The organism is Roseateles sp. P4_D2 (genome assembly GCF_056401875.1).
Genome location: NZ_JBFUIM010000011.1, coordinates 167,185 through 188,886, shown reverse-complemented (window position 1 = coordinate 188,886; position 21,702 = coordinate 167,185). Strand labels below are relative to the sequence as shown.

The window sequence follows — 21,702 nt, the reverse complement described above, 5'->3', positions numbered from 1 at the left end:
ATGTCGCCTGCTCCCACCCGCATTGCCGCCGCCCAGCCGGCCCTCGTCCCGATCGACTCCATCAAGGGCCGTGGCACGGCCACCGCCATGCCCCATCGCTTCGAGCAGCGCGAGCGTGAGCAGTACGACGACGGCTGGGGTTCGCTGGACCAGGAGGCCGGCGAAGAGCATGTGCCGGTGGCCACGCAGATCATCGAAGAGCACGCCAAGAAGATCGTCACCAGCAACCAGTCGCCCGACATCTCCTTCGACTACTCCATCAACCCGTATCGAGGCTGCGAGCACGGCTGCATCTACTGCTTTGCGCGGCCCACGCACAGCTATCTGAATCTGTCGCCGGGGCTGGACTTCGAGACCCGCATCGTGGCCAAGGTCAATGCGGCCGAGCGTCTGCGTGAAACGCTGGCCGGTGCCAAGTACGTGCCCAAGTCGCTGGTGCTGGGCACGGCCACCGATGCTTACCAACCGGGTGAACGCAAGCTGGGCATCACGCGCCGCATCGTCGAGGTGCTGGCGGAGTGCAGCCACCCGTTCTCGGTCGTCACCAAGAGCAGCGGCATCGAGCGCGACCTGGACCTGATCGCGCCGATGGCCGCCCAGGGCCTGGTGTCGGTCTATCTGTCGGTGACGACGCTGGACAACGACCTCGCCCGCATCCTCGAGCCACGCGCTGCGGCACCCGCGCGGCGGCTGCGCACCATCCAGGCACTGGCCGAGGCTGGCGTGCCCGTGGGCGTCAGCGTGTCGCCCATCATTCCCTTCATCAACGAGCCCGAGCTGGAACGCATCCTCGAAGCCGCTGCTGCGGCCGGGGCGAGTTCGGCGTTCAGCATCCCGGTGCGCCTGCCCTGGGAGGTGAATCCGCTGTTTCAGGACTGGCTGCAGCGCCACTTCCCCGACCGCGCCGAGCGTGTCATGGCGCGCATCCGCGACATGCGCGGCGGCAAAGACAACGACGCTCGCTTCGGCACGCGCTTTACCGGCGAAGGCGTGTGGGCTCAGCTGCTGCAGGCGCGCTTCCAGCGGGCCGTCCACAAGCTGGGCCTGCGCAACAAGCGGCGGCCGGTGCAACTGGCGCTGTTCACACCGCCACGCAAACCGTCAGCGCAGGGGAGCCTGTTCTAGCGCCGGCAGCCGGCGAGCAAATCCCAATCGGCCTTGTAGACGTCCGACCGAGCGCCCACCCAACCCATCGCGGTGTGGAAGAGGTTGTCGTGCGAGGCGGGCTTGTCGCGCAGGCCTTGCAGGCAGCCGGGCTTCAGCGACGCAGCCAGCCCTCCACCCTCGGGCACCCACAGCACCATGGGCACATGCGTTTGCTCGGCCGGCGCCATGGCATAGGGCATGCCGTGCAGATAGAGGCCGTTCTCGCCCAGCGACTCGCCGTGGTCAGAGACGTAGAGCATGCCCACATCGAAGGCTTGTTGCGCCTGCAGCCAGGCGATGCTGCGCGCCAGCAGCCGGTCGGTCGTCACCAGGGTGTTGTCATAGCCATTGACGACCTGCTCGCGCGGGCACTGCTGCAGCGCGTTGCTCTTGCACTCGGGCTGGAAGGGCTTGAGGTCGGGCGGTGAGCGCTTGAAGTAGGCCGGGCCGTGACTGCCCATCTGGTGCATGACGAGGACGAGGCCACGCTTCACACGCGCCGGATCCAGCGCCGCGATGCGTTTGTCCAACTCATGCAGCAAAGCTTCGTCGAAGCATTCTTCGCCATCGCACAGGCCCGCCGGCAGCGGAGCCGCGCCTTCAGGCAGCTTGGCTGTTGAGCTGTTGGGCACGCGGTCGCAAAGGCCTTTGCAGCCGCTCTGGTTGTCCAGCCACAGCACGGCCAGGCCGGCGCGTTGCAGCACGTCGAGCAGGTTTTCCTGCGTACCCTTCACGTCGCCAAAAGCCTCGCGGCCCAGCGGCGAAAACATGCAGGGCAGGGAGGCCGCCGTGGCGGTGCCACAGGAGGTGACCTGGCGCAGGCTGATCAGATTTGAGCTTGGCAGCTTGGCCAGCTCCGGGTTCGTTTGCCGTGCGTAGCCGTTCAGGCTGAAGTTCATGGAGCGCGCCGTCTCGCCGACGACGAACAGCAGCAACGGCGGCCTGGCCCCTTCCGCGCGCGGCAGCAGCCGGGCGTCGACGCCGATGACGGCGGGCGGGCCGCTGGGTGCGGCCTGGCGGCGCAGCGCGGCACTGCTGATCGAATAGACCGCGTTCAGCGGCGTGACCATGTAGCGGATGGTCTTGTAGTTGCGCATCGTCGATGACAGATCGGCAAACACGCTCAACGCCAGCAGCACCATCGCGACGAGGCCGAGGCCAAAGGCGACGACGTTGCCGCCCAGGCGCTTTGGCAGGGCCTGCCGCGGCGCGGTGGGCCGGCGCAGCAACCACCAGGCGGGCAGGGCGCCCAGCAGTCCGATGCTGACGAGCAGCCGCCAGCTCAGCAGGTCGCGCGTTTCGCGCACGTCGGTCTGCACCATGTTCGTGACCATGGTGGGGTCGAAGACGATGCCGTAGCTGCCGATGAAGTGGGCCAGCGCGCCGGCGCTCAGCAGCAGCACGACGAGCAGGCCCTTGATGAAGCGCGGCCAGGCCAGCAGGCTCAGCAGCGCGCCGGTCGCGGCGGTGACCATGCCGGCAAAGGCAAGGATGAAGAAGGGGCGCACATCGGCCATGCCGTGCAGTTGCTGCCACAGCGGCCAATTGGCCAGCAACCCCATCCACAGGGCGGCCAGCCAGGCCTGGGTGAGGGGACGCGAGGTGTCGGGCTGGAACCAGGCCAGCAGGCGCTTGAGCAAAGGCATCAGGAGGCGGAAAGAGGCGGAAAGAGGCGGCGACGCATTCTCGCGGCCCCGCGCGGGCTGGCGTCTCGGGTGATACGTGGCCGACAGCGCCGGGTCAGCTCAAGCGGCGATTTCGGCCGTCGCCGCGCGCAGCGTGACGCCGCCCGCGGCCCGCGCCTTGCCTGGCCCGCCGCCCATGGGCTTCACATAGCGCCCGTGCAGGTCGTCGATCTGTTCGGCAAGGCTTGAAGCGCCTTCGATCTTCTCGGCATGGCGTTTCAGCACCAGGCCGGCCATGTCGATGAGCTTGGCGTTGCGCGTGGCCTCGCCCTGCTGGATCAGCAGCTCGACGGCCACCTTGGCACTGCCGCGCAGCGAGTGGCGCATGGCCGTCTCGGCGACATTGAAGATCTGCTGGTGACAATCGCGGAACTGCTCGGCCGCGCCCTGGTGGCCTTCGGACATGGACACGAGGATCTCGGTGCTGGCCTTGGCCGAGCAGTAGCGCGTGCCCAGGCCGCGCAGAATGGGCATCATCTCTTCAAGCTCGACCTCCTGGCTGGACAAGCGTATCCACAGCGCCGTCAGCAGCGAGGCCGCCTCGAGGTCGAAGTTGCCGCTCTGGGCATGCTCGGTGACCTCGCGTGCCATGACCAGGGCCTGGCCGACACGGCGCTCCAGCAGGAAGGCCAGGCCGCGCAAGACCAGGTCAAAGCGCTGCAGCCGGATGGAGCCCGGCGCGCGTTCCAGCGCGGCGGCCAGCGCGTCGTGGGTGTACTTGAAGCCCTTGTGGTCCTTCGCGTCAAAGCGCATCAGGCCGATCAGCACGAGGCTGAGCATGTCGAAGAGCTTGGAGCGCAGGCCCTGGGACATGGCGCGCTCCAGCATCTTCAGCGCCTCGGCGCGCTGGCCGGCGTAAAAACCCAGTGAGCCGCAGCGCTGCAGGCGCAGCAGGCAGCCGGGCGTCAGCGTCGCGGCGGTCTGATAGGTCTTGAGTGCCTGGGCGAGGTCGCCCTGTTCCATCTGCACATGGCCCATCAGGTCATGCGAGTCGGCGTAGTCGGGCAGGTCGCCGGTGAGGTTTTCCAGCGTGCGGCGCGCGGCCTGCAAATTGCCGCTGGCCACCTCGGTACGCGCCACGCCCAGTCGCGCCCAGGGCACGGTCTTGGCAGCGATGATGGCCTCGTACAGCGTGCGCGCGTCGTCGAAGCGCTTCAGCCGCAGCAGCAACTCGGCACCGATGCGCGCGGCATAGAGCCAGTACTTGTCCTTGGCATCGAAGCGCGCCAGGCAGAGGTTGGCAGCGGTCTCGAAGTCCTGGTTCTCGATGGCCTCGAAGATGCCCTTGAGCACGCGCTTGCGGTGGCGCGCACTGGCCAGGCGCTCGGCGAGGTTGGCGCTGGTGTAGGGCTTGATGAGGTAGGCGTCGAGCGCGGCTTCAGCGGCCTCGGCCACCTTGGCGTACGTGGCCTCGCTCGTCACCATGACGAAGACCGTGGAATAGGGCAGCAGGCCTTCACGACGGAGTTCGTCGAGCAGGTCCTGGCCCGAGGTGTCGCTGCTGTCGAAGTGGTAGTCGCACAGCACGATGTCAAACGTCTGATGCTCCAGCATCACCCGCGCATCCTTCACGCGTGGCGTCTGGCGCACGGTGCCGACACCCAGGTCGCGCAACTGCGCCGACATCAGGCTGCGTGAGTTGGCGTTGCTGTCGATGATCAACGCCGACGCCGTCTGGATGGTCTGGTCCATCAGGAACATGCGGCCTCCCGCCCCGGCGCCGGGCCGTGGATTTTGATCGGGAGACGCGCAGAAGAAGTCACTTATGAGTCATTGGGGTGACAGTCGACGGACTTTAGGGTTTATGAGTCAAGTCGGGAGATCTCGTTTACTCGCTCTTTTGGTGCGCGGCGTGATTTACGACGCAGGCGGGCTGCGCGTGACAGGCGTAAAAAAGCCGCGGCTCCTTGCGGAAGCCGCGGCTCTGACCGGTTTGGTGCTCGCTTACTTGAACAGGTCCTTGACCCGATCCGTCCAGCTCTTGGCGTTGGGCGAGTGGCGCTCGCCCCCTTTCTTCAGCGACTCATCGAGCTCCTTGAGCAGCTTCTTCTGATGCTCGGTCAGCTTGACCGGCGTCTCGATGGCGATGTGGCAGTACAGGTCGCCCGGATAGCTCGAACGCACGCCCTTGATACCCTTGCCACGCAGCCGGAAGGTCTTGCCGTGCTGGGTGCCTTCGGGCAGTTCGATCTCCGCCTTGCCGCCGAGCGTGGGGACTTCGATGTTGCCGCCCAGGGCGGCGGTGATCATGGACACCGGCATCGTGCAATGCAGGTCATCGCCATCGCGCTCGAAGATCTCGTGCTGCTTGATGCGGATCTCGATGTAGAGGTCGCCGCTGGGGCCGCCATTCACGCCCGGCTCGCCATTGCCCGCCGAGCGGATGCGCATGCCCTCGTTGATGCCGGCTGGGATCTTCACTTCCAGCGTCTTCTGCTTCTTGACCTTGCCCTGGCCGTTGCAGGTGGTGCAGGGGTCGGGAATGATCTTGCCGCTGCCGTGGCAGTGCGGGCAGGTCTGCTGGATGCTGAAGAAGCCTTGGCGCATGTGCACCGTGCCCGAGCCCTGACATGACCCGCAGGTCTTGGCGCTGGTGCCAGGCTTGGCGCCGGTGCCGCCACAGGTCTCGCAGCCTTCCCAACTGGGAATGCGGATCTGCGTTTCCTTGCCGCGGGCGGCTTCCTCGAGCGTGATCTCCATCGCGTAGCTGAGGTCACTGCCGCGGTAGACCTGCTGGCCGCCGCCCGCACCACGGCGCTGGCCGCCTTGGCCGCCAAAGATGTCGCCAAAGATGTCGCCGAAGGCCTCGGCAAAGCCGCCAAAGCCTTCCGCGCCCGGGCCGCCGCGGCCGGCGCCCATGTTGGGGTCGACGCCGGCATGGCCGTACTGGTCATAGGCCGCGCGCTTTTGCGCGTCGGACAGCATCTCGTAGGCCTCCTTGGCCTCCTTGAAGCTTTCCTCGGACTTCTTCGCCCCGTCGCCCTGGTTGCGGTCGGGGTGGTGCTTCATGGCCAGCTTGCGGTAGGCCTTCTTGATGTCTTCCTCGGTCGCGTTTTTGGCGACGCCGAGGATTTCGTAGTAATCGCGCTTGGACGCCATCGTCTTCTTTCAAGGGCAAAGGCCCGGGCACGCTTGTCGCGGTCCCGGGCCAGGGGTCATGCGGGACTTACTTGCTGTCCTTGACTTCCTTGAACTCGGCGTCCACGACGTTGTCGTCGGCCGGGCGCTTGGCTTCACCTTGCGGTGCGGCCTGGGGCTGTTCAGCACCACCGGCGCCTGTGGCCGCTGCCGCAGCGGCCTGCGCGCCTTGTTGGTCAGCGTAGATCTTTTCGCCCAGCTTCTGGCTGGCCGTCATCAGCTTCTCGGTCTTGGCCTCGATGTCGGCCTGGTCGTCGCCCTTGATGGCTTCTTCCAGGTCCTTCGCCGCGGCTTCGATCGCTTCCTTCTCGGCCGCTTCGAGCTTGTCGCCATGCTCGGTGACCGACTTGCGCACGCTGTGCACCATGCCGTCGGCCTGGTTGCGGGCCTGCACGAGTTCGACCTTCTTCTTGTCCTCGGCCGCGTTGGCTTCGGCATCCTTCACCATCTTCTCGATCTCGGCCTCGCTCAGGCCCGAGTTCGCCTTGATGGTGATCTTGTTTTCCTTGCCGGTGCCCTTGTCCTTGGCGCCGACGTGCAGGATGCCGTTGGCGTCGATGTCGAAGCTGACCTCGATCTGCGGCGTGCCGCGCGGCGACGGCGGGATGCCTTCCAGGTTGAACTCGCCCAGGCTCTTGTTGCCTTGCGCCAGTTCACGCTCGCCCTGGTAGACCTTGATGGTCACGGCTGGCTGGTTGTCGTCGGCGGTGGAGAAGGTCTGCGCGAACTTGGTCGGGATGGTCGTGTTCTTCTTGATCATCTTCGTCATCACGCCGCCCAGGGTCTCGATGCCCAGGCTAAGCGGGGTGACGTCCAGCAGCAGCACGTCCTTGCGCTCGCCGCCCAGGACCTGGCCCTGGATGGCGGCACCGACGGCCACGGCCTCGTCGGGGTTCACGTCACGGCGCGGTTCCTTGCCGAAGAACTCCTTGACCTTGTCCTGCACCTTGGGCATGCGGGTCATGCCGCCGACGAGGATGACGTCGTCGATGTCGGTCAGCGCAACGCCAGCGTCCTTCACCGCGGTGCGGCAAGGCGCAATCGTGCGTTCGATCAGCTCGTCCACCAGCGACTCCAGCTTGGCGCGGGTCAGCTTGACGTTCAGGTGCTTCGGACCGGTCGCATCTGCCGTGATGTAGGGCAGGTTGACGTCGGTCTGCGACGAGTTGGACAGCTCGATCTTGGCCTTCTCGGCGGCTTCCTTCAGGCGCTGCAGGGCCAGCACGTCCTTGGTCAGGTCGACGCCTTGTTCCTTCTTGAACTCGGTGACGATGAAATCGATGATGCGCTGGTCGAAGTCCTCGCCGCCCAGGAAGGTGTCGCCGTTGGTCGACAGCACTTCGAACTGCATCTCGCCATCGACGTCGGCGATCTCGATGATGGACACGTCGAAGGTGCCGCCGCCGAGGTCATAGACGGCGATCTTGCGGTCGCCCTTGCCGTGCTTGTCCAGGCCGAAGGCCAGGGCCGCGGCGGTGGGCTCGTTGATGATGCGCTTGACGTCCAGGCCGGCGATGCGGCCGGCGTCCTTGGTGGCTTGGCGCTGGGCGTCATTGAAGTAGGCCGGCACCGTGATGACGGCTTCGGTCACTTCCTCGCCGAGGTAGTCCTCGGCCGTCTTCTTCATCTTGCGCAGCACTTCGGCCGAGACCTGGGGAGGCGCGAACTTCTTGCCGCGCACTTCCACCCAGGCGTCGCCGTTGTCGGCGGCGGCGATGGTGTAGGGCATCAGGTCGATGTCCTTCTGCACTTCCTTCTCGGCGAACTTGCGGCCGATCAGGCGCTTGACGGCATACAGCGTGTTCTTCGGGTTGGTGACCGACTGACGCTTGGCGGAGGCGCCGACGAGGATCTCGCCGTCTTCCTGGTAGGCAATGATGGACGGCGTGGTGCGGGCGCCTTCGGCGTTCTCGATGACGCGCGTGGTGTTGCCTTCCATGACGGCCACGCACGAATTCGTGGTGCCCAGGTCAATGCCGATGATCTTTCCCATTTGGAACTCCTGAAGATTTGTTGGATGTATTCGATTTGTGGATAACTCGCCGTCCTTCAAGGGCGGCAGGCTGTGAATTAGTGGGGACAGAGCATGTCGCTTCGCGCCAAGGTCTGTCCCCAGGTCCTTAGCGAGGCGCCGACACGGTCACCAAGGCCGGCCGCAGCACGCGGTCGGCGATCAGGAAGCCCTTCTGCAGCACCGCGACGACCGTGTTGGCGTCCTGGGTCGGTGCCGGCACTACGGAGATAGCCTGGTGCTGGTGCGGGTCGAACTTGGCGCCTTGGCCGGGGTTGATCTCCACGACCTTGTTGCGCTCCAGCGCGCTGGACAGCTGGCGTCGCGTGGCGTGCACGCCTTCCAGCACCGTGTCGACGCTGGCGCTGGGCGTGGCGATGGCCGCCTCCAGGCTGTCCATCACCGGCAGCATGGCCTCGGCGAAGGCTTCGACGGCGAACTTGCGGGCCTTGGCCACGTCCTCATCCGCGCGGCGGCGGGCGTTCTCGGTCTCGGCCTTGGCACGCAGATAAGCGTCGCTCATTTCGGCGAGGCGCCCTTCCAGCTCGGCAATCTTGATTTCGGGGTTCAGCTCGGCGGCCGTGGGCTCGGCGGCGCCGGCTGCGTCTTCGGGCAGGGGGTTTTCGGTCGTCATGGCAGAAAAGGAGGGGATCGCGTCGACATGGGGCGCGATGCCCTGGTTTCAAGAGGGGAGATTCAAAACGGATTATCCGGGTCAACCCGGATCTTCATCATCCAGCGAGACGGACCATCGGTCCCAGTCTGCCAAGCGGCGCCGGTCCTGCTTTGTCGGACGACCTTGCATGATCGTGTCGGCCGGTTCCGGCGCCAGGCGGCGCGCCTCGGCGGCCGCCTCCCGGGCGGTGATGCTGGCCTGGGTTTCGGCGTACAGGGCCTGGGCTTGCGGCGCCGGGCCACGCAGGTTGGACAGGCCCAGGACTTCGACCTCGCGGCTCAGCGTGCCGATGCGGATGCTGAGCAGGTCGCCGACCTTCACGTCGCGCGCCGGCTTGACCGGCTGGCCGCCCACGCGCACGCGGCCGAGATTGATCTCGTCGACGGCAAGGGCGCGGGTCTTGTAGAAGCGCGCGGCCCAGAGCCATTTGTCCAGGCGCATCGAAGTCGGGGAATCGGGCACGGGCGAAAAAGGTCCTCAGGTTTAGGGATGATTGTCGCCAAGCCCGCCGGTAGCGTTGCGCAGCCCGATAGGGGCGCTGCTTGGGGGAGGTTCGCAATGAAAAAGCGTGCGTGGGTGGGCCGTGCAACGGCGGTGGCGGCGATGCTGGCCTGCGGGGCGGCGACGGCGGATGTGATCGTGACGGGGGCCTACAGCGTCTACCCGACTTTCACGGCGCCCGGACCGGGCGATACCAACCTGGGCGGCAACACGCTGGGGCTGGGCGGCAACGGCACGGCGCAGCTGCTCGTCAATGGTGGCTCGCGCCTGAGTGCAGCCTCGGTGCGCTTCGCCGACGGCGGCACGGGCATCGCGACGGGCCTGGTCACTGGCGCCGGCTCGCTGCTGACGATCAATGGCAACGGCAGCACCAACCGGCTGGAGCTCGGCGCCTGGGGCCAGGGGTCGCTGACCATCGCCGACGGCGCCACGCTGGACGCGCGCGCCGACAGCGCCCGATGCCTGCTGGGCCCGCAGTGGTGCCACAACTTCATCGGCAATGCCGCCGGCAGCGACGCGACGCTGACCGTCACCGGCGCCGGCTCCAGCGCGAGCTTCCTGCGCGCCTTCGTCGTCGGCGGGCTGGCAGTGTTCCGCCCGCCGATCGAAACCTTCACCTTCGGCACGCCGGGTGGCATCACGCGCGGACGCGTCGAGGTGCTGGCGGGCGGCCTGCTGACGACCGACGGCGGCTCGATCGGCGTCGCGCCGGGCGGCTCCAGCCCGCTGGGGAGCGAGCGCAGCTTTGCCTCGGTCGTCGTCGACGGCGTCGGCTCGATATGGCGAGTGACCGGCCCGACGCTGGGCAACGGGTCTGCCTTCATCAACCTCGCCGAGCACGCCAATGCCTGGGGCACGCTGGACGTGACCGGCGGCGGGCAGGTGCAGATCCAGGGCCGCGCCGGCATCTACAACGGCATCAACGTGGGCTCGACCGGCGGGCGGGGCGACATGCGCGTGGCCGGCGCCGGCTCGGCCGTCGTCTATAGCGGTGACGCTGGCTATCTGCAGGTGGGGCGCAACAACGCCACCGGCCTGCTGCAGTTGCAGGACGGCGGCCAGGTGAGCGGCCTGTTCTACGTGGCCATCGGCCGGGACGGCGGGCATGGCGAGCTGCAGGTAGACGGCGCGGGCTCGCAGCTGCGCATCGACGGCCTGGGCTCGGCCGCCGCCAACGGCGTCCTGACCGGCCCGGTGCTGGATGTCGGGCGCAATGGCACGGGGCGGGTCACGGTCAGCAACGGCGGCCGCATCGATCTCGTCGCCACCACGGCCCAGCCCTCGGGCACGGCGCTCAACCTCGGTCGTGAGGCGGCTTCGTCCGGCACGCTGAACATCAGCGGCGCCGGCTCCGTCGTCTCCATCTCGGCCGCTTCGGTGCTGCCGGGGGGAGGCGCCGGCGAGGCCTTCAATCCCATCATGCGCGTGGGCCGCGACGGCTCAGGCTTCCTGAACATCAGCGCGGGCGGCCAGCTGATCCTGGACGGCCAGGCGGTGTCCACCGCGACCAACTCGCGCAGCACCAGCCTCTACATAGGCGGCACCAGCGACACCCAGCCCGGTGGCCGTGGCGTGGCCGTGGTGACCGGCGCGGGCTCCGAAATACGCCTGATCGGTACCGACAGCTATATCGGCGTCGGCCACGGCCCTCAGAGCTTCGGCCAGCTGACGGTGGCGGACAACGCGCTGGTCAGCGCCATCGGCATGAACGTGGGCCGCTCCGGCGGCGTGGGCGTGCTCAGCGTGGACCATGCCAGCCTGAGCTTCAGCGGCCAGCAGACCGGCAGCACCTTGTCGGGCGCTTTCCTGTCCATCGGCCGCTCTGATGGCACGGGCGTGGCGACGATCACCAACGGCAGCCATGTGACGCTGGTCAACGCGGGCAGCGCGGGGGCATCGCTCAACCTCGGCGGCACCAGCGTGGGCCCGGGCGGCGACGGCACTCTGACGCTGTCGGGCGCTTCCAGCATCAGCATCCAGGCCGCACCGGGCCAGAGCGCGATGACCATCGGGCGCGAAGGCACCGGGCTGATGCGCGTCAAGGGCGGCAGCAGCGTGGACGTGGCCGGGGGCGGCATCTTCGTCGGCCGCCTCGGCGGGTCGGACGGCACGCTGCTGATCAGCGAGGGCTCCAGCGTCAGCGCTAACTGGATCGGCGTCGGCCGCAACCGGACCGCCGGCGGCTCGGTGGATGGCGGCACGGGCACGTTGGTGGTCAACAACAGCACGCTGACCGCGAACACCATCGTCATCGGCACCAACGGCTTCCTCGGCGGCAACGGCACCATCATCGGCGCGGTGACCAACTACGGCATCTTTAGTCCGGGCAACTCGCCTGGCCAGATGCGCATCGACGGCAGTTTCACGGCCGCGGCCGGCAGCCGCCTCATCATGGAGGTGCAGGCTGACGGCAGTGGTGGCTGGCGCACCGACAGCGTCGTGTTCGGCAATGGCACGGCCCTCGACCTGAGCCATCTGAGCGTGGAGTTCCGCTTCCTGGGCAATACCGATCCGAATGCCTTCCAGGCCAGCGGCGGCTTCAACGTCGACACCTTCTTCCAGACCTCGGGCGGCCAGGGTCTGGGCCATCAGGCCTTCGCCGGGGCGAGCTTCAGTGCCCGGGCCGATGCCTACCAGTTCACCAGCTTCAGCTTCAGCGCCAATGACGGGGCGGTGTTCACGGCGGCCGCCGTGCCCGAGCCGGGCGCCGGCGTGATGGCGCTGGCCGGGCTGGCAGTGCTGGCCGGCGTGGTGCGGCGGCGGCGCCGCTAGTTCTTGGCGCCTGCCGCCAGCGCGCGCTGGCGCTGCAGGGCCAGGGTGTCGGGATGCGGGGCTTCACCGGCCCAGCCCTGCAGGTGGCGCTCGGCCAGCTTGGCCAGGGCGCGGATGCCGGCCGGGTGGTCGTTCAGGCAGGGGATGTAGGCAAAGCGTTGGCCACCGGCGGCCAGGAAGGCGGCGCGGGCTTCCTGGGCAATCTCTTCCAGCGTCTCCAGGCAGTCGACCGCGAAGCCGGGGCAGATGACGTCGGCGGACTTGAGGCCGCCCTTGGCCAGCTTGACCAGCGTGGGCTCGGTGTAGGGCTCCAGCCACTTGGCCTTGCCGAAGCGGCTCTGGAAGGTGACCAGCCATTCACCGTCTCGCAGCCCCAGCGCCTCGGCCAGCAGGCGGCCGGTCTTCAGGCATTCGCAGTGGTAAGGATCGCCGAGGTGCAGGGTGCGCTCGGGCATGCCGTGAAAGCTCATGACCAGCTTGTCGCCACGGCCCTCGCGCTGCCAGTGCTCGCGCACGGTCTGGGCCAGGGCGGCGATGTAGCCCAGCTCATCGTGATAGCGGTTGATGAAGCGCAGCTCGGGCAGGTGACGGGTCCGCAGCGCCCAGCGGGCGACGTCGTCGATGACGCTGGCGGTGGTCGCGCCCGAGTACTGCGGGTAGGCGGGCAGCACCAACACGCGGCGCACGCCTTCGCGCTTGAGGGCGTCGAGCGTGGCGGCAATGGCAGGCTGGCCATAACGCATCGCGAAAGCGACGCGCGCGCGGCCGCCCAATGCGCCTTGCAGCAGCTTGGCCTGCTTTGTTGTCCAGACCTTGAGCGGCGAGCCCTCGGGCGTCCATACCGTTGCGTACTTGGCCGCTGACTTGGCCGGCCGCACGCGCAGGATGATGCCGTGCAGGATGGCCAGCCAGATCAGCCTGGGGATCTCGACAACGCGCGGGTCGGCCAGGAACTGGGCGAGGTAGCGGCGCAGGGCAGGGGCATCGGGCGCGTCGGGTGTGCCGAGATTGCACAGCAGCACGGCCACATCCGGGCCAGCGGGCGCGACGCCGTGGCGCTGCGGCGGTTCGGGAAGAAAGGCCATGAGTCAGCGCCTGGAGCGAGGGCCGCCGAAGGGCTGGGGCTCGGTGTCGTAGAAGTGCAGCACCTCGAAGCGCACGATGGGCGACTGCTCGTCCGTGGGCATGCCGCCCAGGCCGATGACGCCACTGCCGTGCAGCGTGCAGCTGCCGCGCTTGAGGCTCAGCAGCTCGCCCGAATCACCGAAGCGCACATACGTGCCGTTATAGGACAGGTCGGTCAGCTCGAAGCTGCTGCCTTGCCAGTCGATGCGGGCATGTGAGCGCGACACGCGGGCGTCGGTGATGCAATAGGTGGCCTGCACGCTGCGGCCCAGCACGATGGGCATGGCACCGATGTCGAAGACGCGGTCCAGGTCCTGCCAGATCAGGCGCATGCCGTCCGGCTCGGTCGAGCGCATCGGCTCGCCGAACTGGGTGGCGGTGTCGTCGGCGCTGACCAAGGGCGCTGCGTCCATGCGGTAGACGTGTACAGGCTCGACGCGGCCGCGCACCGAGATGCGGTCCAGGCTGCGAAAGCGCCCCTTGGACGCATGGTGCAGGCCCGTCAGCACCTCGGCGGTGATGAGGATCTCGCCGTCGCCGGCATGGTCGATGAGGCGGGCGGCGACGTTGACGGCGTCACCGAAGCAGTCGCCGTTGAGCTCGACGACCTCGCCACGCGCCAGCGCCACTTGCAGCCGCATGGCCAGCATGGGCGGGTTGCTCTGGCGGCGCGCGCGTTGCACGGTGCGTTCGAGCATTTCCTGCATGCGCTGGGCGGCACGCACGCCATCGCGCGGCGTATCGAAGGCGGCCATCAGGCCATCGCCCAGAGTCTTGATCAGCTGGCCGCCGCTTTCCAGCACGGCTTCGCTGATCTGGCCGACTGTCTGGGTGACCATGCCACTGGCTTCGGCATTCCCGAGGGCCTCGTACAGCCCGGTGCTGCCGCGCAGGTCGGCAAAAAGGACGGTGCGCTCGCGGATCGCGGTCATTGGGGCAGTTTATCGACGTAAGAAAGGCCGGACAGGCCGGCCTTTGTTGCGAATACAGCGATTAGAGGTTGTCGAGGTAGGTACGCAACTTGTCGCTGCGGCTCGGGTGCTTCAGCTTGCGAATCGCCTTGGCCTCGATCTGGCGGATGCGCTCACGCGTCACGTCGAACTGCTTGCCGACTTCTTCCAGCGTGTGGTCGCTCTGCATCTCGATGCCGAAGCGCATGCGCAGCACCTTGGCTTCGCGCGGCGTCAGCGAGTCGAGGATGTCCTTCACCACGTCGCGCAGGCCGGCCTGCATGGCCGCTTCGATGGGCGCCGTGTTGTTGGTGTCCTCGATGAAATCGCCCAGGTGGCTGTCGTCGTCGTCGCCGATCGGCGTTTCCATGGAGATCGGCTCCTTGGCGATCTTCATGATCTTGCGGATCTTGTCTTCCGGGATCTCCATCTTCTCGGCCAGCGTCGGGGCGTCCGGCTCATAGCCGAACTCCTGCAAGTGCTGGCGCGAGATGCGGTTCATCTTGTTGATCGTCTCGATCATGTGAACCGGGATGCGGATGGTGCGGGCCTGGTCGGCAATGCTCCTCGTGATGGCCTGGCGGATCCACCACGTCGCGTACGTCGAGAACTTGTAGCCGCGGCGGTATTCGAACTTGTCCACCGCCTTCATCAGGCCGATATTGCCTTCCTGGATCAGGTCCAGGAACTGCAGGCCGCGGTTGGTGTACTTCTTGGCGATGGAGATCACGAGGCGCAGATTGGCCTCGATCATTTCCTTCTTCGCGTCACGAGAGGCCTTCTCGCCCTCGTTCATCTTCTTGTTGATGTCCTTGAGGTCGTCCAGCGGCACCACGGCCTTGGCCTGGATGTCCGTCAACTTCTGCTGCAGCTCCTGCACCGGCGGCAGGTTGCGGCTCAGGATGATGCTGTACGGCTTGCCGGCGGCGACTTCCTTCTCGGCCCACTTCAGGTTCAGTGCGTTGGGCGGGAAGGTCTTGATGAAGTGCTCTTGCGGCATGCCGCACTTGTCCACCACGATCTTGCGCAGCTCGCGTTCATAGCGGCGCACGTCGTCGACCTGGCTGCGCAGGATGTCGCACAGCTTCTCGATCGTCTTGACCGTGAAGCGGATGGTCATCAGCTCCTGGCTGATGGCTTGCTGGGCCTTGTTGTACGGGATCGACTTGTAGCCGTCTTTCTCGAACGCCTTGCGCATCTTGTCGAAGGCAGCGGACATCGAGTCGAGCTTGACCAGGGCGGCGTTCTTCAGCTCTTCGAGCTTCTTGGTCAGCGCCTTGGAGCCGCCGTTGCCGTCGTCATCGTCTTCCTCGTCGAACTCGTCGAAGTCTTCCTCGGCCACGTAGTCGTCGGCCTCGTCTTCCGCCACGAAGCCGTCGACGACGTCCGAGATCTGCATCTCGCCAGCGCGGATCTTGGTGGCGAACTCGAGGATGTGGGCGATGGTCGTCGGCGAGGCCGAGATCGCCAGCATCATGGCCTGCAGGCCGCCTTCGATGCGCTTGGCGATCTCGATTTCGCCTTCACGGGTCAGCAGTTCGACCGTGCCCATTTCGCGCATATACATGCGCACCGGGTCGGTCGTGCGGCCGAACTCGGAGTCCACCGTCGACAGCGCAGCTTCGGCGGCTTCTTCGGCCTCTTCTTCGGTCGACGTGGCCGTGGTGTTGCCCTGGATCAGCAGCGTGGCGGCGTCGGGCGCCTGCTCGTAGACCGCGATGCCCATGTCGTTGAGCATGGAGATGATGGCCTCGAGGATTTCCTCGCTGACCAGCTTCTCGGGCAAGTGGTCGTTGATCTCCTGGTGTGTCAGGAAGCCACGCGTCTTGCCCATCTTGATGAGGGTCTTCAGCTCGGAGCGGCGCTTGACGGCTTCTTCTTCCGTCAGCGCGGTCTCTTCCAGGCCGAATTCACGCATCAGCGCGCGCTCCTTGGCGCGGCTGACCTTCATGCGCAAGGGCTTGGCCTTGACCGTTTCTTCCTCGACCGCAGCCACTTCCTCGACGACTTCGGCCTCTTCGCCTTCGATTTCGGCCTCGATGTCGGAGAAGTCTTCCTCGTCCTCGGCTTCCTTCTTGCTGCCGACCTTCTTGGTCTCGGTGGCCGCCTTGGGTTTGCGGCCGCGCTTGGGCTTGTCCTCTTCGGCCACGGCGGTCTTGGCCGTCTTCGTGGCAGGCTTGGCCGCCGCCTTCGCGGTCTTGGCGGGCGCCTCGGCAGCGGCCTTCACGGCCGTCTTCTTCTTGAGTTCTTCGGCAGGAGCGGGGCTGGCCTTGGGCGCGGTCTTCTTGGCGGTCATGCAGGTCCTTCGTATTTGCGCGGTCAATTCAGAAATGCGGCAGCCACCGCGGCCAACCCGGGCTCGGCGTCAAACCGGCGGGGCAGGGGGCGGTGGCTTTCGTCGTCAAGGTATCAATCAGCGAGTGATCGAGGGACCCTGGCGTGGCGCGAACAAGCTGGCGTGATCGTTTGGTATGCAGAGCTGGCGGATGTTTTGGCCATTAAAACCCTGATGGGTTACCCAGTGTCGCTGGGTGGCCGGGGCCGGCATCTCTCTGCCGTCACTCTTGTTGACGCGCGCGGAAAACGCAAGATTATCAGCCATTTGCGGCCGAATTGCAAAACTGTGACAGGTAAACCCTAGCTTTGCACGCCATGGCGCTCGCGCAACCGGGCCAACGCCTCCAGCGCCAGGCGCCGTTCCTCGTCGGTGGCGCCGCTGCCGCCGGGCAACGCGGCAGGGGCTCGGGACCGCAGCGCGGCGATCGCGCTGGCGAGGTCGCCAGCCGGGTCGGACTCCTCGATGCCCAGTTCCTGCACGCTGCGCACCAAGCGATGCACGGCCTCGGCATGGCCTTCCGCCGCCAGGCCGGCCTGGACGACGGCCCAGGGGCTGGCGCCGTGGTGGGTCAGGTGGCGTTCCAGCCAATGGACGAGTTCGCCATGGCCGCCGGGCAGGTCGTGCAGCAGGACGCGGTCCTCGTCGGGCAGGCTGTCCCAGAGCTCGCTGTGCTGCAGCAAGAGTCGGGTGGCGTGGTCGGCGGCGGTCGCCGGCGTAACCCGCGGACCGGCGGGGCGAGGCTCGGCATCGCGGCGCGACTTCCAGTCGCCTTTGCCTTTCCATTCCCCCTTCGGCTTCCATTCACCTTTGGGCTGCCAACGCGGCTTTTCGGCGGGTGCCGCCGTCTCCTTGGTGGCACCCGCGGCAGGTGCGGGTGCGCCCAGCCACAGCGCTTGCAGCTCGGCCTCGGGCAACTGCCCCTGGCGGGCGAGTTCGCCGAGCAGCTGGCGGCGCAACAGACCTTCCGGCAGCAGGGCCCAGAGGGGCTTGGCCTGGTTCAACATGCGGGCGCGGCCTTCGGGTGTGCCGAGGTCGCAGCCCTCGGCGGCGACCGTGATGAGCTGGCGCGACAGCGGCACGGCACTCTCGATGCAGCGTTCGAAAGCCTCCGCGCCTAGCTCACGCACATAGGAGTCCGGGTCGTGCTCGGTGGGCAGGAACAGGAATTTGACGGCGTGGGTTTCGGTCGCGTGGGGCAGGGCGGCTTCAAGCGCCCGGCCGGCAGCGCGGCGGCCAGCGGCGTCGCCGTCAAAGCTGAAAACGACCATGTCCGTATGCCGGAAGAGCTTGTGCACATGCTCGGCCGTGCAAGCCGTGCCCAGCGTTGCAACGGCATTGCCGATGCCGTATTGAGCGAGGGCGACGACATCCATATAGCCTTCCACGACCAGGGCATGGCCGCGCTGGCGCATTGCCTGGCGGCCTTCGTAGAGGCCGTAGAGTTCGCGGCCCTTGATGAAGACGGGCGTCTCGGGCGAGTTCAGGTATTTGGGCTCGCCCTTGTCCAGCACACGGCCGCCGAAGCCGATGACCTCGCCTTGCACGTTGCGGATGGGAAACATGATGCGGTCGCGGAAGCGGTCGTAGCGCTTGGCATCCTCGCCGGGCTCGACGTCGGGCGAAATCACCAGGCCGGATTCGACGAGTTGCGGATCGTCGTACGAGGGGAAGCCGCTGGCCAGCGACCGCCAGCCTTCGGGCGCATAGCCAAGGCCGAAACGGGCCGCGATCTGGCCGGTCAGGCCGCGGCCCTTCAGGTACTGGACGGCCCGGGGCGCCTGGCGCAACTGGGCCTTGTAGAACTCCGCCGCGCGGGCCAGCACATCGGTCAGGCTCTGCTGCCTGGCTTTGTCGGCTTTGGCGCGCTCGCGCTGTTCGGGGCTGCGTTCGTCCTGCGGCACCTGCATGCCGACCTGCTGGGCCAGGTCCTCCACCGCTTCGACAAAGGTCGCGGCGGTGTGTTCCATCAGGAAGCCGATGGCATTGCCGTGCACGCCGCAGCCGAAGCAGTGGTAGGTCTGGCGGCTTGGGCTGACGATGAAGCTCGGCGACTTTTCCCCATGGAAGGGGCACAGACCCTTGTGGTTGATGCCCGCCTTTTTCAGCTCGACATGGCGACCCACCACGTCGACGATGTCGACGCGGGAGAGCAGGTCCTGAATAAAGCCGGGCGGGATCACCCGTGGATTTTAGAGATTGGCCTGGGACGGGCTGCGCAACTGCGCAATCCAGTCGCTGTTGGCAAAGGCTTGTATCCAGCCCGGCAGGGCCGGCCCGGGCATGGCCGCCGCGATGCCGTTGCCTTGGCCGAGGCGGCAGCCCAGGCGCAACAGCTCGCGCGCATGGGCGCGGCTCTCGACACCCTTGGCCAGCACGGCACAACCGATATTGCGCGCCAAGCCGATGACGCTCTCGACGAGCGACAGGTCCTGGGCATCGCCCAGCATGCCCTGCACATAGCTGCGGTCGAGTTTGAGGGTGTCCACAGGCAGGCGCTTGAGTGAACTGAGCCGCGAGTAGCCGGCGCCGAAGTCGTCCAGCGCAATGCCAATGCCCAGACCCAGGCAGCGCTGGATGAGGGCTTGGGTGGCGACCGTCTCGACCAGTGCGTCGGACTCCAGCACGTCCAGGTGCAGCAGATGGGCGACCTCAGGCGACTGGCGCTGGATGAGTTCCTGCAGGCGCTGCGGGAAGTCGTGGCGGCGCAGCTGGCGGGCGCCGACGTTGACGCTGACCGGCAGACCCTTGCCATCGTTGACACCGGCGCGCAGCCAGGCCATCGCCTGCGCCAGGGCCTGCTCGATGACCCAGTCGCCGATCTGCACGGCCAGGCCGGTCGCCTCGACCAGCGGCAGGAAATGCGCCGGTGCGAGCAGGCCGCGCTCGGGGTGCTGCCAGCGCAGCAGGGCTTCCACACCCATGACCTGGCCGCTGCGCAGGTCGATCTGCGGCTGGTAGTGCAGCAGCAGTTCATTGCTGTCCAGGGCGCGTTGGAGTCGCGCGACGGCAATCATGCCGGCCTCATCGCGCTGGTCCAGCGTCGGGTCATGGAACTGGATGCCGCCGCGGCCTGCATGTTTGGCGCGGTAGAGGGCGTGGCCGGCGTGGCGCAGCAGCGTTTCCGGGTCGGCGTCGTCCTGGGGATAGAGGGTGGCGCCCATGCTGGCGCCGATTTCAATGGCCAGGCCGTTGCCGACACGGTTCTCGCGGATGGCGACCGGCGTGGACAGCACCGCCAGCAGGCGGTCGGCGGCGCGCTGGGCCTCTTCGGGCGTCTGCACGCGCATCAGCACGGCGAACTCGTCGCCATGCAGCCGGGCCAGCTGGTCGGCGGTATCTGGCGCGGCGCCACGCGAGCCGCGCAATGTGGCTTGCAATCGGCCACTGAGTTGAAGCAGCACGGAATCCGCGACAAGCTGGCCGTGCTCCGCGTTGACGCGGGCGAAGTCGTCGAGGTCGATGAGGCCGACAACGAGCCTGAAGCCGTCGCGGTTGGCCGCGACCAGGGCCAGCTGCAGCCGCCGCATGAACTCGTCGCGGTTGGGCAGGCCGGTGGCGACGTCAAAGCGCAGGCTGCGGCGCAGCAGGTCCTGCTGGCGCAGGCTCTCGCCGAGGTCGGTCAGGCTGAGCAGCCGCCACCTCGGGCTGACGCCGTCGGGCTCCGGCACGGGGCTGAGTTTGGCCGAGAAGACGTGTCGGCCGCCGTCCTCAAGCTCGGCCTGCAACTGGCCGCTCCATGACAGGCCATCATTCAGCGCTGTCTGCAGCTCGACGGTCTCGTGGCCACTGCGCTGCAGATTGGGGATGCTCAGCGGTGTGGCCGGCCGGCCGACGAGAGCCTCGCGCGGTGCATGCAGGATGTCGCAATAGGCTGAGTTGACCTCGACGACGCGCCACTGCGTGTCGATGACAGCCAGACCCTCGCTGGCCTGCTGGAAGAGGGTGGCCGACATGCGCTCGCGTTCCTCGGCCGTGTGGCGCCAGCTGACATCCGCCAGCGTTGCGATGAGGCCACGCGCGCGGCCCTGGCGGTCGCGCAGCGGGACATGGGCCTGCAGCTCATGCCAGCGCCAGTCGCCGCCGTCGGCCGCCAGCCGCAGCGACACACCCAGTTGGTTGAGCTGCGGGTCGGCCAGCAGCTCGCGCAGCGCACGGCGCACCGGTTCGCGGTCGCGCGGGTGAGCCAGGCGTACCCAGTCCAGCGGCGCACTGCCGGCTGCGGTGCCGTCGACGGGCGTCGTCAGGGCCTGCCAGCGCGCCGACGCGTGGCGGCGGCCCTCGGGCAGGCGCCACTCGGCCAGGGCCAGGCCCTGGGCATCCAGGGCGCTGCGCCAGCCGTCCCGGTCGCGCAACTGGTGGTGGCTCAGCGCGATAAGGACCAGTGGCAGCAAGGCGAAGCCAGCGCCCAAGGCATAGGAGAGCAGGGCCGGCGGCGCGCTGAGTGCCCACAGACCCAGCAGGCCGGCACCCAGCATGGCATTGGCGCGAGGCGAGGCTTGCAGGGCATGCAGACAGAGGAGCAGATGTGGCAACAGCAGCGCGGCGCCGGCCTCCGGCAGCCAGATCAGGGCCGCCTGGGCAAGAACGGCCGCTGTGGCCAGCATGCGGGCGGCCCAGCGGCCGCCGCGGCGCGGGCGTTGGGTGCTGGCCTGCAGGCAGGTACCGGCGCAGAGCAGCCCAAAGCCCCAGGCGGCCGCGAGTTCCAGCGCGCCACCAAGCGCGCCGCTTCGGGTCAGTCCCGCGGCCATCGAGGCTGCCAGTGCGAACAGGCCAGCCAGTACCGGTGCGGCCAGTCCACCCAGCAGGCCGAAAAGAAGGACTTCGCGGCGACCAGTGAGCCGGCCCGTCAGGCGCAGCCGGCGCATCAGCGTGCGATTCAAAGCGATCGCGAGCAGGGGCAGGGCCAGCGCCGTGAGCACGGGTGCCGAGATCAGCAGGTCCAGTGCTGCTGCCGGATCCGCGGGCGAGCGCGCCAGCAAGGGCAGCCCGGCGCCCAGCAGCAAGCCCGCCATGACCAGCGGCAGCACCCAGGCGCTCAGCCGCCATAGCGTCAGCAGGCCCAGAGCCGCCAGCAGCATGGGCACCAGCAGGTCCTGCGCTGGCATGGCCGCAGCGGGTTGGGGAATGCGCAGCAGAGGCGGCAGCGCATCGGCGGCGAGCCCCCAGGCGGTAACCAGGCCGCCCCCCAGGCCGGCCAGCGCGGCCAGGCCGACGCGGCGCAGACGGCGCCAGCCGCGGCGGCGGTCATGGATGCGGCGCGGGCCAGGTGGCAGGGTCGTGGAGGGCGGCGCCTGGACGCTCAGGTCCGGGGCGTGTTCGTCGGATTCCGGGTGGCCGGAATGCAGATCCATGGCCGGGGC

At 67.6% G+C, this 21,702-nt stretch carries 13 protein-coding genes; 2 read left to right on the top strand and 11 right to left on the bottom strand.

Translation table 11 applies throughout. The features are described 5' to 3' along the window. On the top strand, window positions 1–1,125 hold the full coding sequence (locus AC1DW0_RS20280; RefSeq protein WP_477947612.1) for a PA0069 family radical SAM protein: 1,125 nt from the start codon (window positions 1–3) through the stop codon (window positions 1,123–1,125). Here the strand turns inward: AC1DW0_RS20280 and AC1DW0_RS20275 are convergent. From AC1DW0_RS20275 to AC1DW0_RS20250, 6 genes are all read right to left on the bottom strand, one after another. Then, window positions 1,122–2,792, bottom strand: coding sequence for a phosphoethanolamine transferase (locus tag AC1DW0_RS20275; RefSeq protein ID WP_056198077.1), 1,671 nt, complete (start codon window positions 2,790–2,792; stop codon window positions 1,122–1,124). The two genes, AC1DW0_RS20280 and AC1DW0_RS20275, sit on opposite strands and share 4 nt — an antisense overlap. A 99-nt stretch (window positions 2,793–2,891) precedes the next feature. Continuing rightward, complete coding sequence (locus AC1DW0_RS20270) at window positions 2,892–4,532, bottom strand: response regulator (RefSeq protein ID WP_082532698.1); 1,641 nt, start codon at window positions 4,530–4,532, stop codon at window positions 2,892–2,894. Window positions 4,533–4,775: 243 nt separating this feature from the next. Beyond that, window positions 4,776–5,930, bottom strand: coding sequence for a molecular chaperone DnaJ (gene dnaJ, locus AC1DW0_RS20265; RefSeq protein ID WP_056198076.1), 1,155 nt, complete (start codon window positions 5,928–5,930; stop codon window positions 4,776–4,778). A 67-nt stretch (window positions 5,931–5,997) separates the two neighbouring features. After that, complete coding sequence (dnaK, locus tag AC1DW0_RS20260) at window positions 5,998–7,962, bottom strand: molecular chaperone DnaK (protein ID WP_056198074.1); 1,965 nt, start codon at window positions 7,960–7,962, stop codon at window positions 5,998–6,000. A 127-nt stretch (window positions 7,963–8,089) separates the two neighbouring features. Beyond that, window positions 8,090–8,614, bottom strand: coding sequence for a nucleotide exchange factor GrpE (gene grpE, locus AC1DW0_RS20255; RefSeq protein WP_056198072.1), 525 nt, complete (start codon window positions 8,612–8,614; stop codon window positions 8,090–8,092). Window positions 8,615–8,695: 81 nt separating this feature from the next. Next, on the bottom strand, window positions 8,696–9,097 hold the full coding sequence (locus AC1DW0_RS20250; protein ID WP_056198069.1) for an RNA-binding S4 domain-containing protein: 402 nt from the start codon (window positions 9,095–9,097) through the stop codon (window positions 8,696–8,698). Between the two features lie 117 nt (window positions 9,098–9,214). On the opposite strand from AC1DW0_RS20250, the gene AC1DW0_RS20245 reads away from it, so the two are divergent. After that, window positions 9,215–11,929, top strand: coding sequence for a beta strand repeat-containing protein (locus AC1DW0_RS20245; RefSeq protein ID WP_157281640.1), 2,715 nt, complete (start codon window positions 9,215–9,217; stop codon window positions 11,927–11,929). Here AC1DW0_RS20245 and hemH read toward each other — a convergent pair. From hemH to AC1DW0_RS20220, 5 genes are all read right to left on the bottom strand, one after another. Beyond that, a complete protein-coding gene (gene hemH / locus AC1DW0_RS20240; RefSeq protein WP_056198065.1) occupies window positions 11,926–13,014 on the bottom strand; it encodes a ferrochelatase in 1,089 nt (362 codons plus the stop codon). The genes AC1DW0_RS20245 and hemH overlap by 4 nt on opposite strands. 3 nt (window positions 13,015–13,017) lie before the next feature. Further along, window positions 13,018–13,986 (bottom strand): adenylate/guanylate cyclase domain-containing protein, encoded by a 969-nt coding sequence (locus tag AC1DW0_RS20235; protein ID WP_056198063.1) that lies wholly within the window; start codon window positions 13,984–13,986, stop codon window positions 13,018–13,020. Window positions 13,987–14,047: 61 nt separating this feature from the next. After that, entirely contained in the window at window positions 14,048–16,300 is a 2,253-nt protein-coding gene (rpoD, locus tag AC1DW0_RS20230; RefSeq protein WP_056198062.1) for an RNA polymerase sigma factor RpoD, read from the bottom strand. A 341-nt stretch (window positions 16,301–16,641) separates the two neighbouring features. Then, window positions 16,642–18,522, bottom strand: a complete 1,881-nt coding sequence (dnaG, locus tag AC1DW0_RS20225; protein ID WP_477947607.1) for a DNA primase — start codon at window positions 18,520–18,522, stop codon at window positions 16,642–16,644. 9 nt (window positions 18,523–18,531) lie between these two features. Then, a complete protein-coding gene (locus AC1DW0_RS20220; RefSeq protein ID WP_477947606.1) occupies window positions 18,532–21,693 on the bottom strand; it encodes a putative bifunctional diguanylate cyclase/phosphodiesterase in 3,162 nt (1,053 codons plus the stop codon). Between the last annotated feature and the right edge of the window lie 9 nt (window positions 21,694–21,702).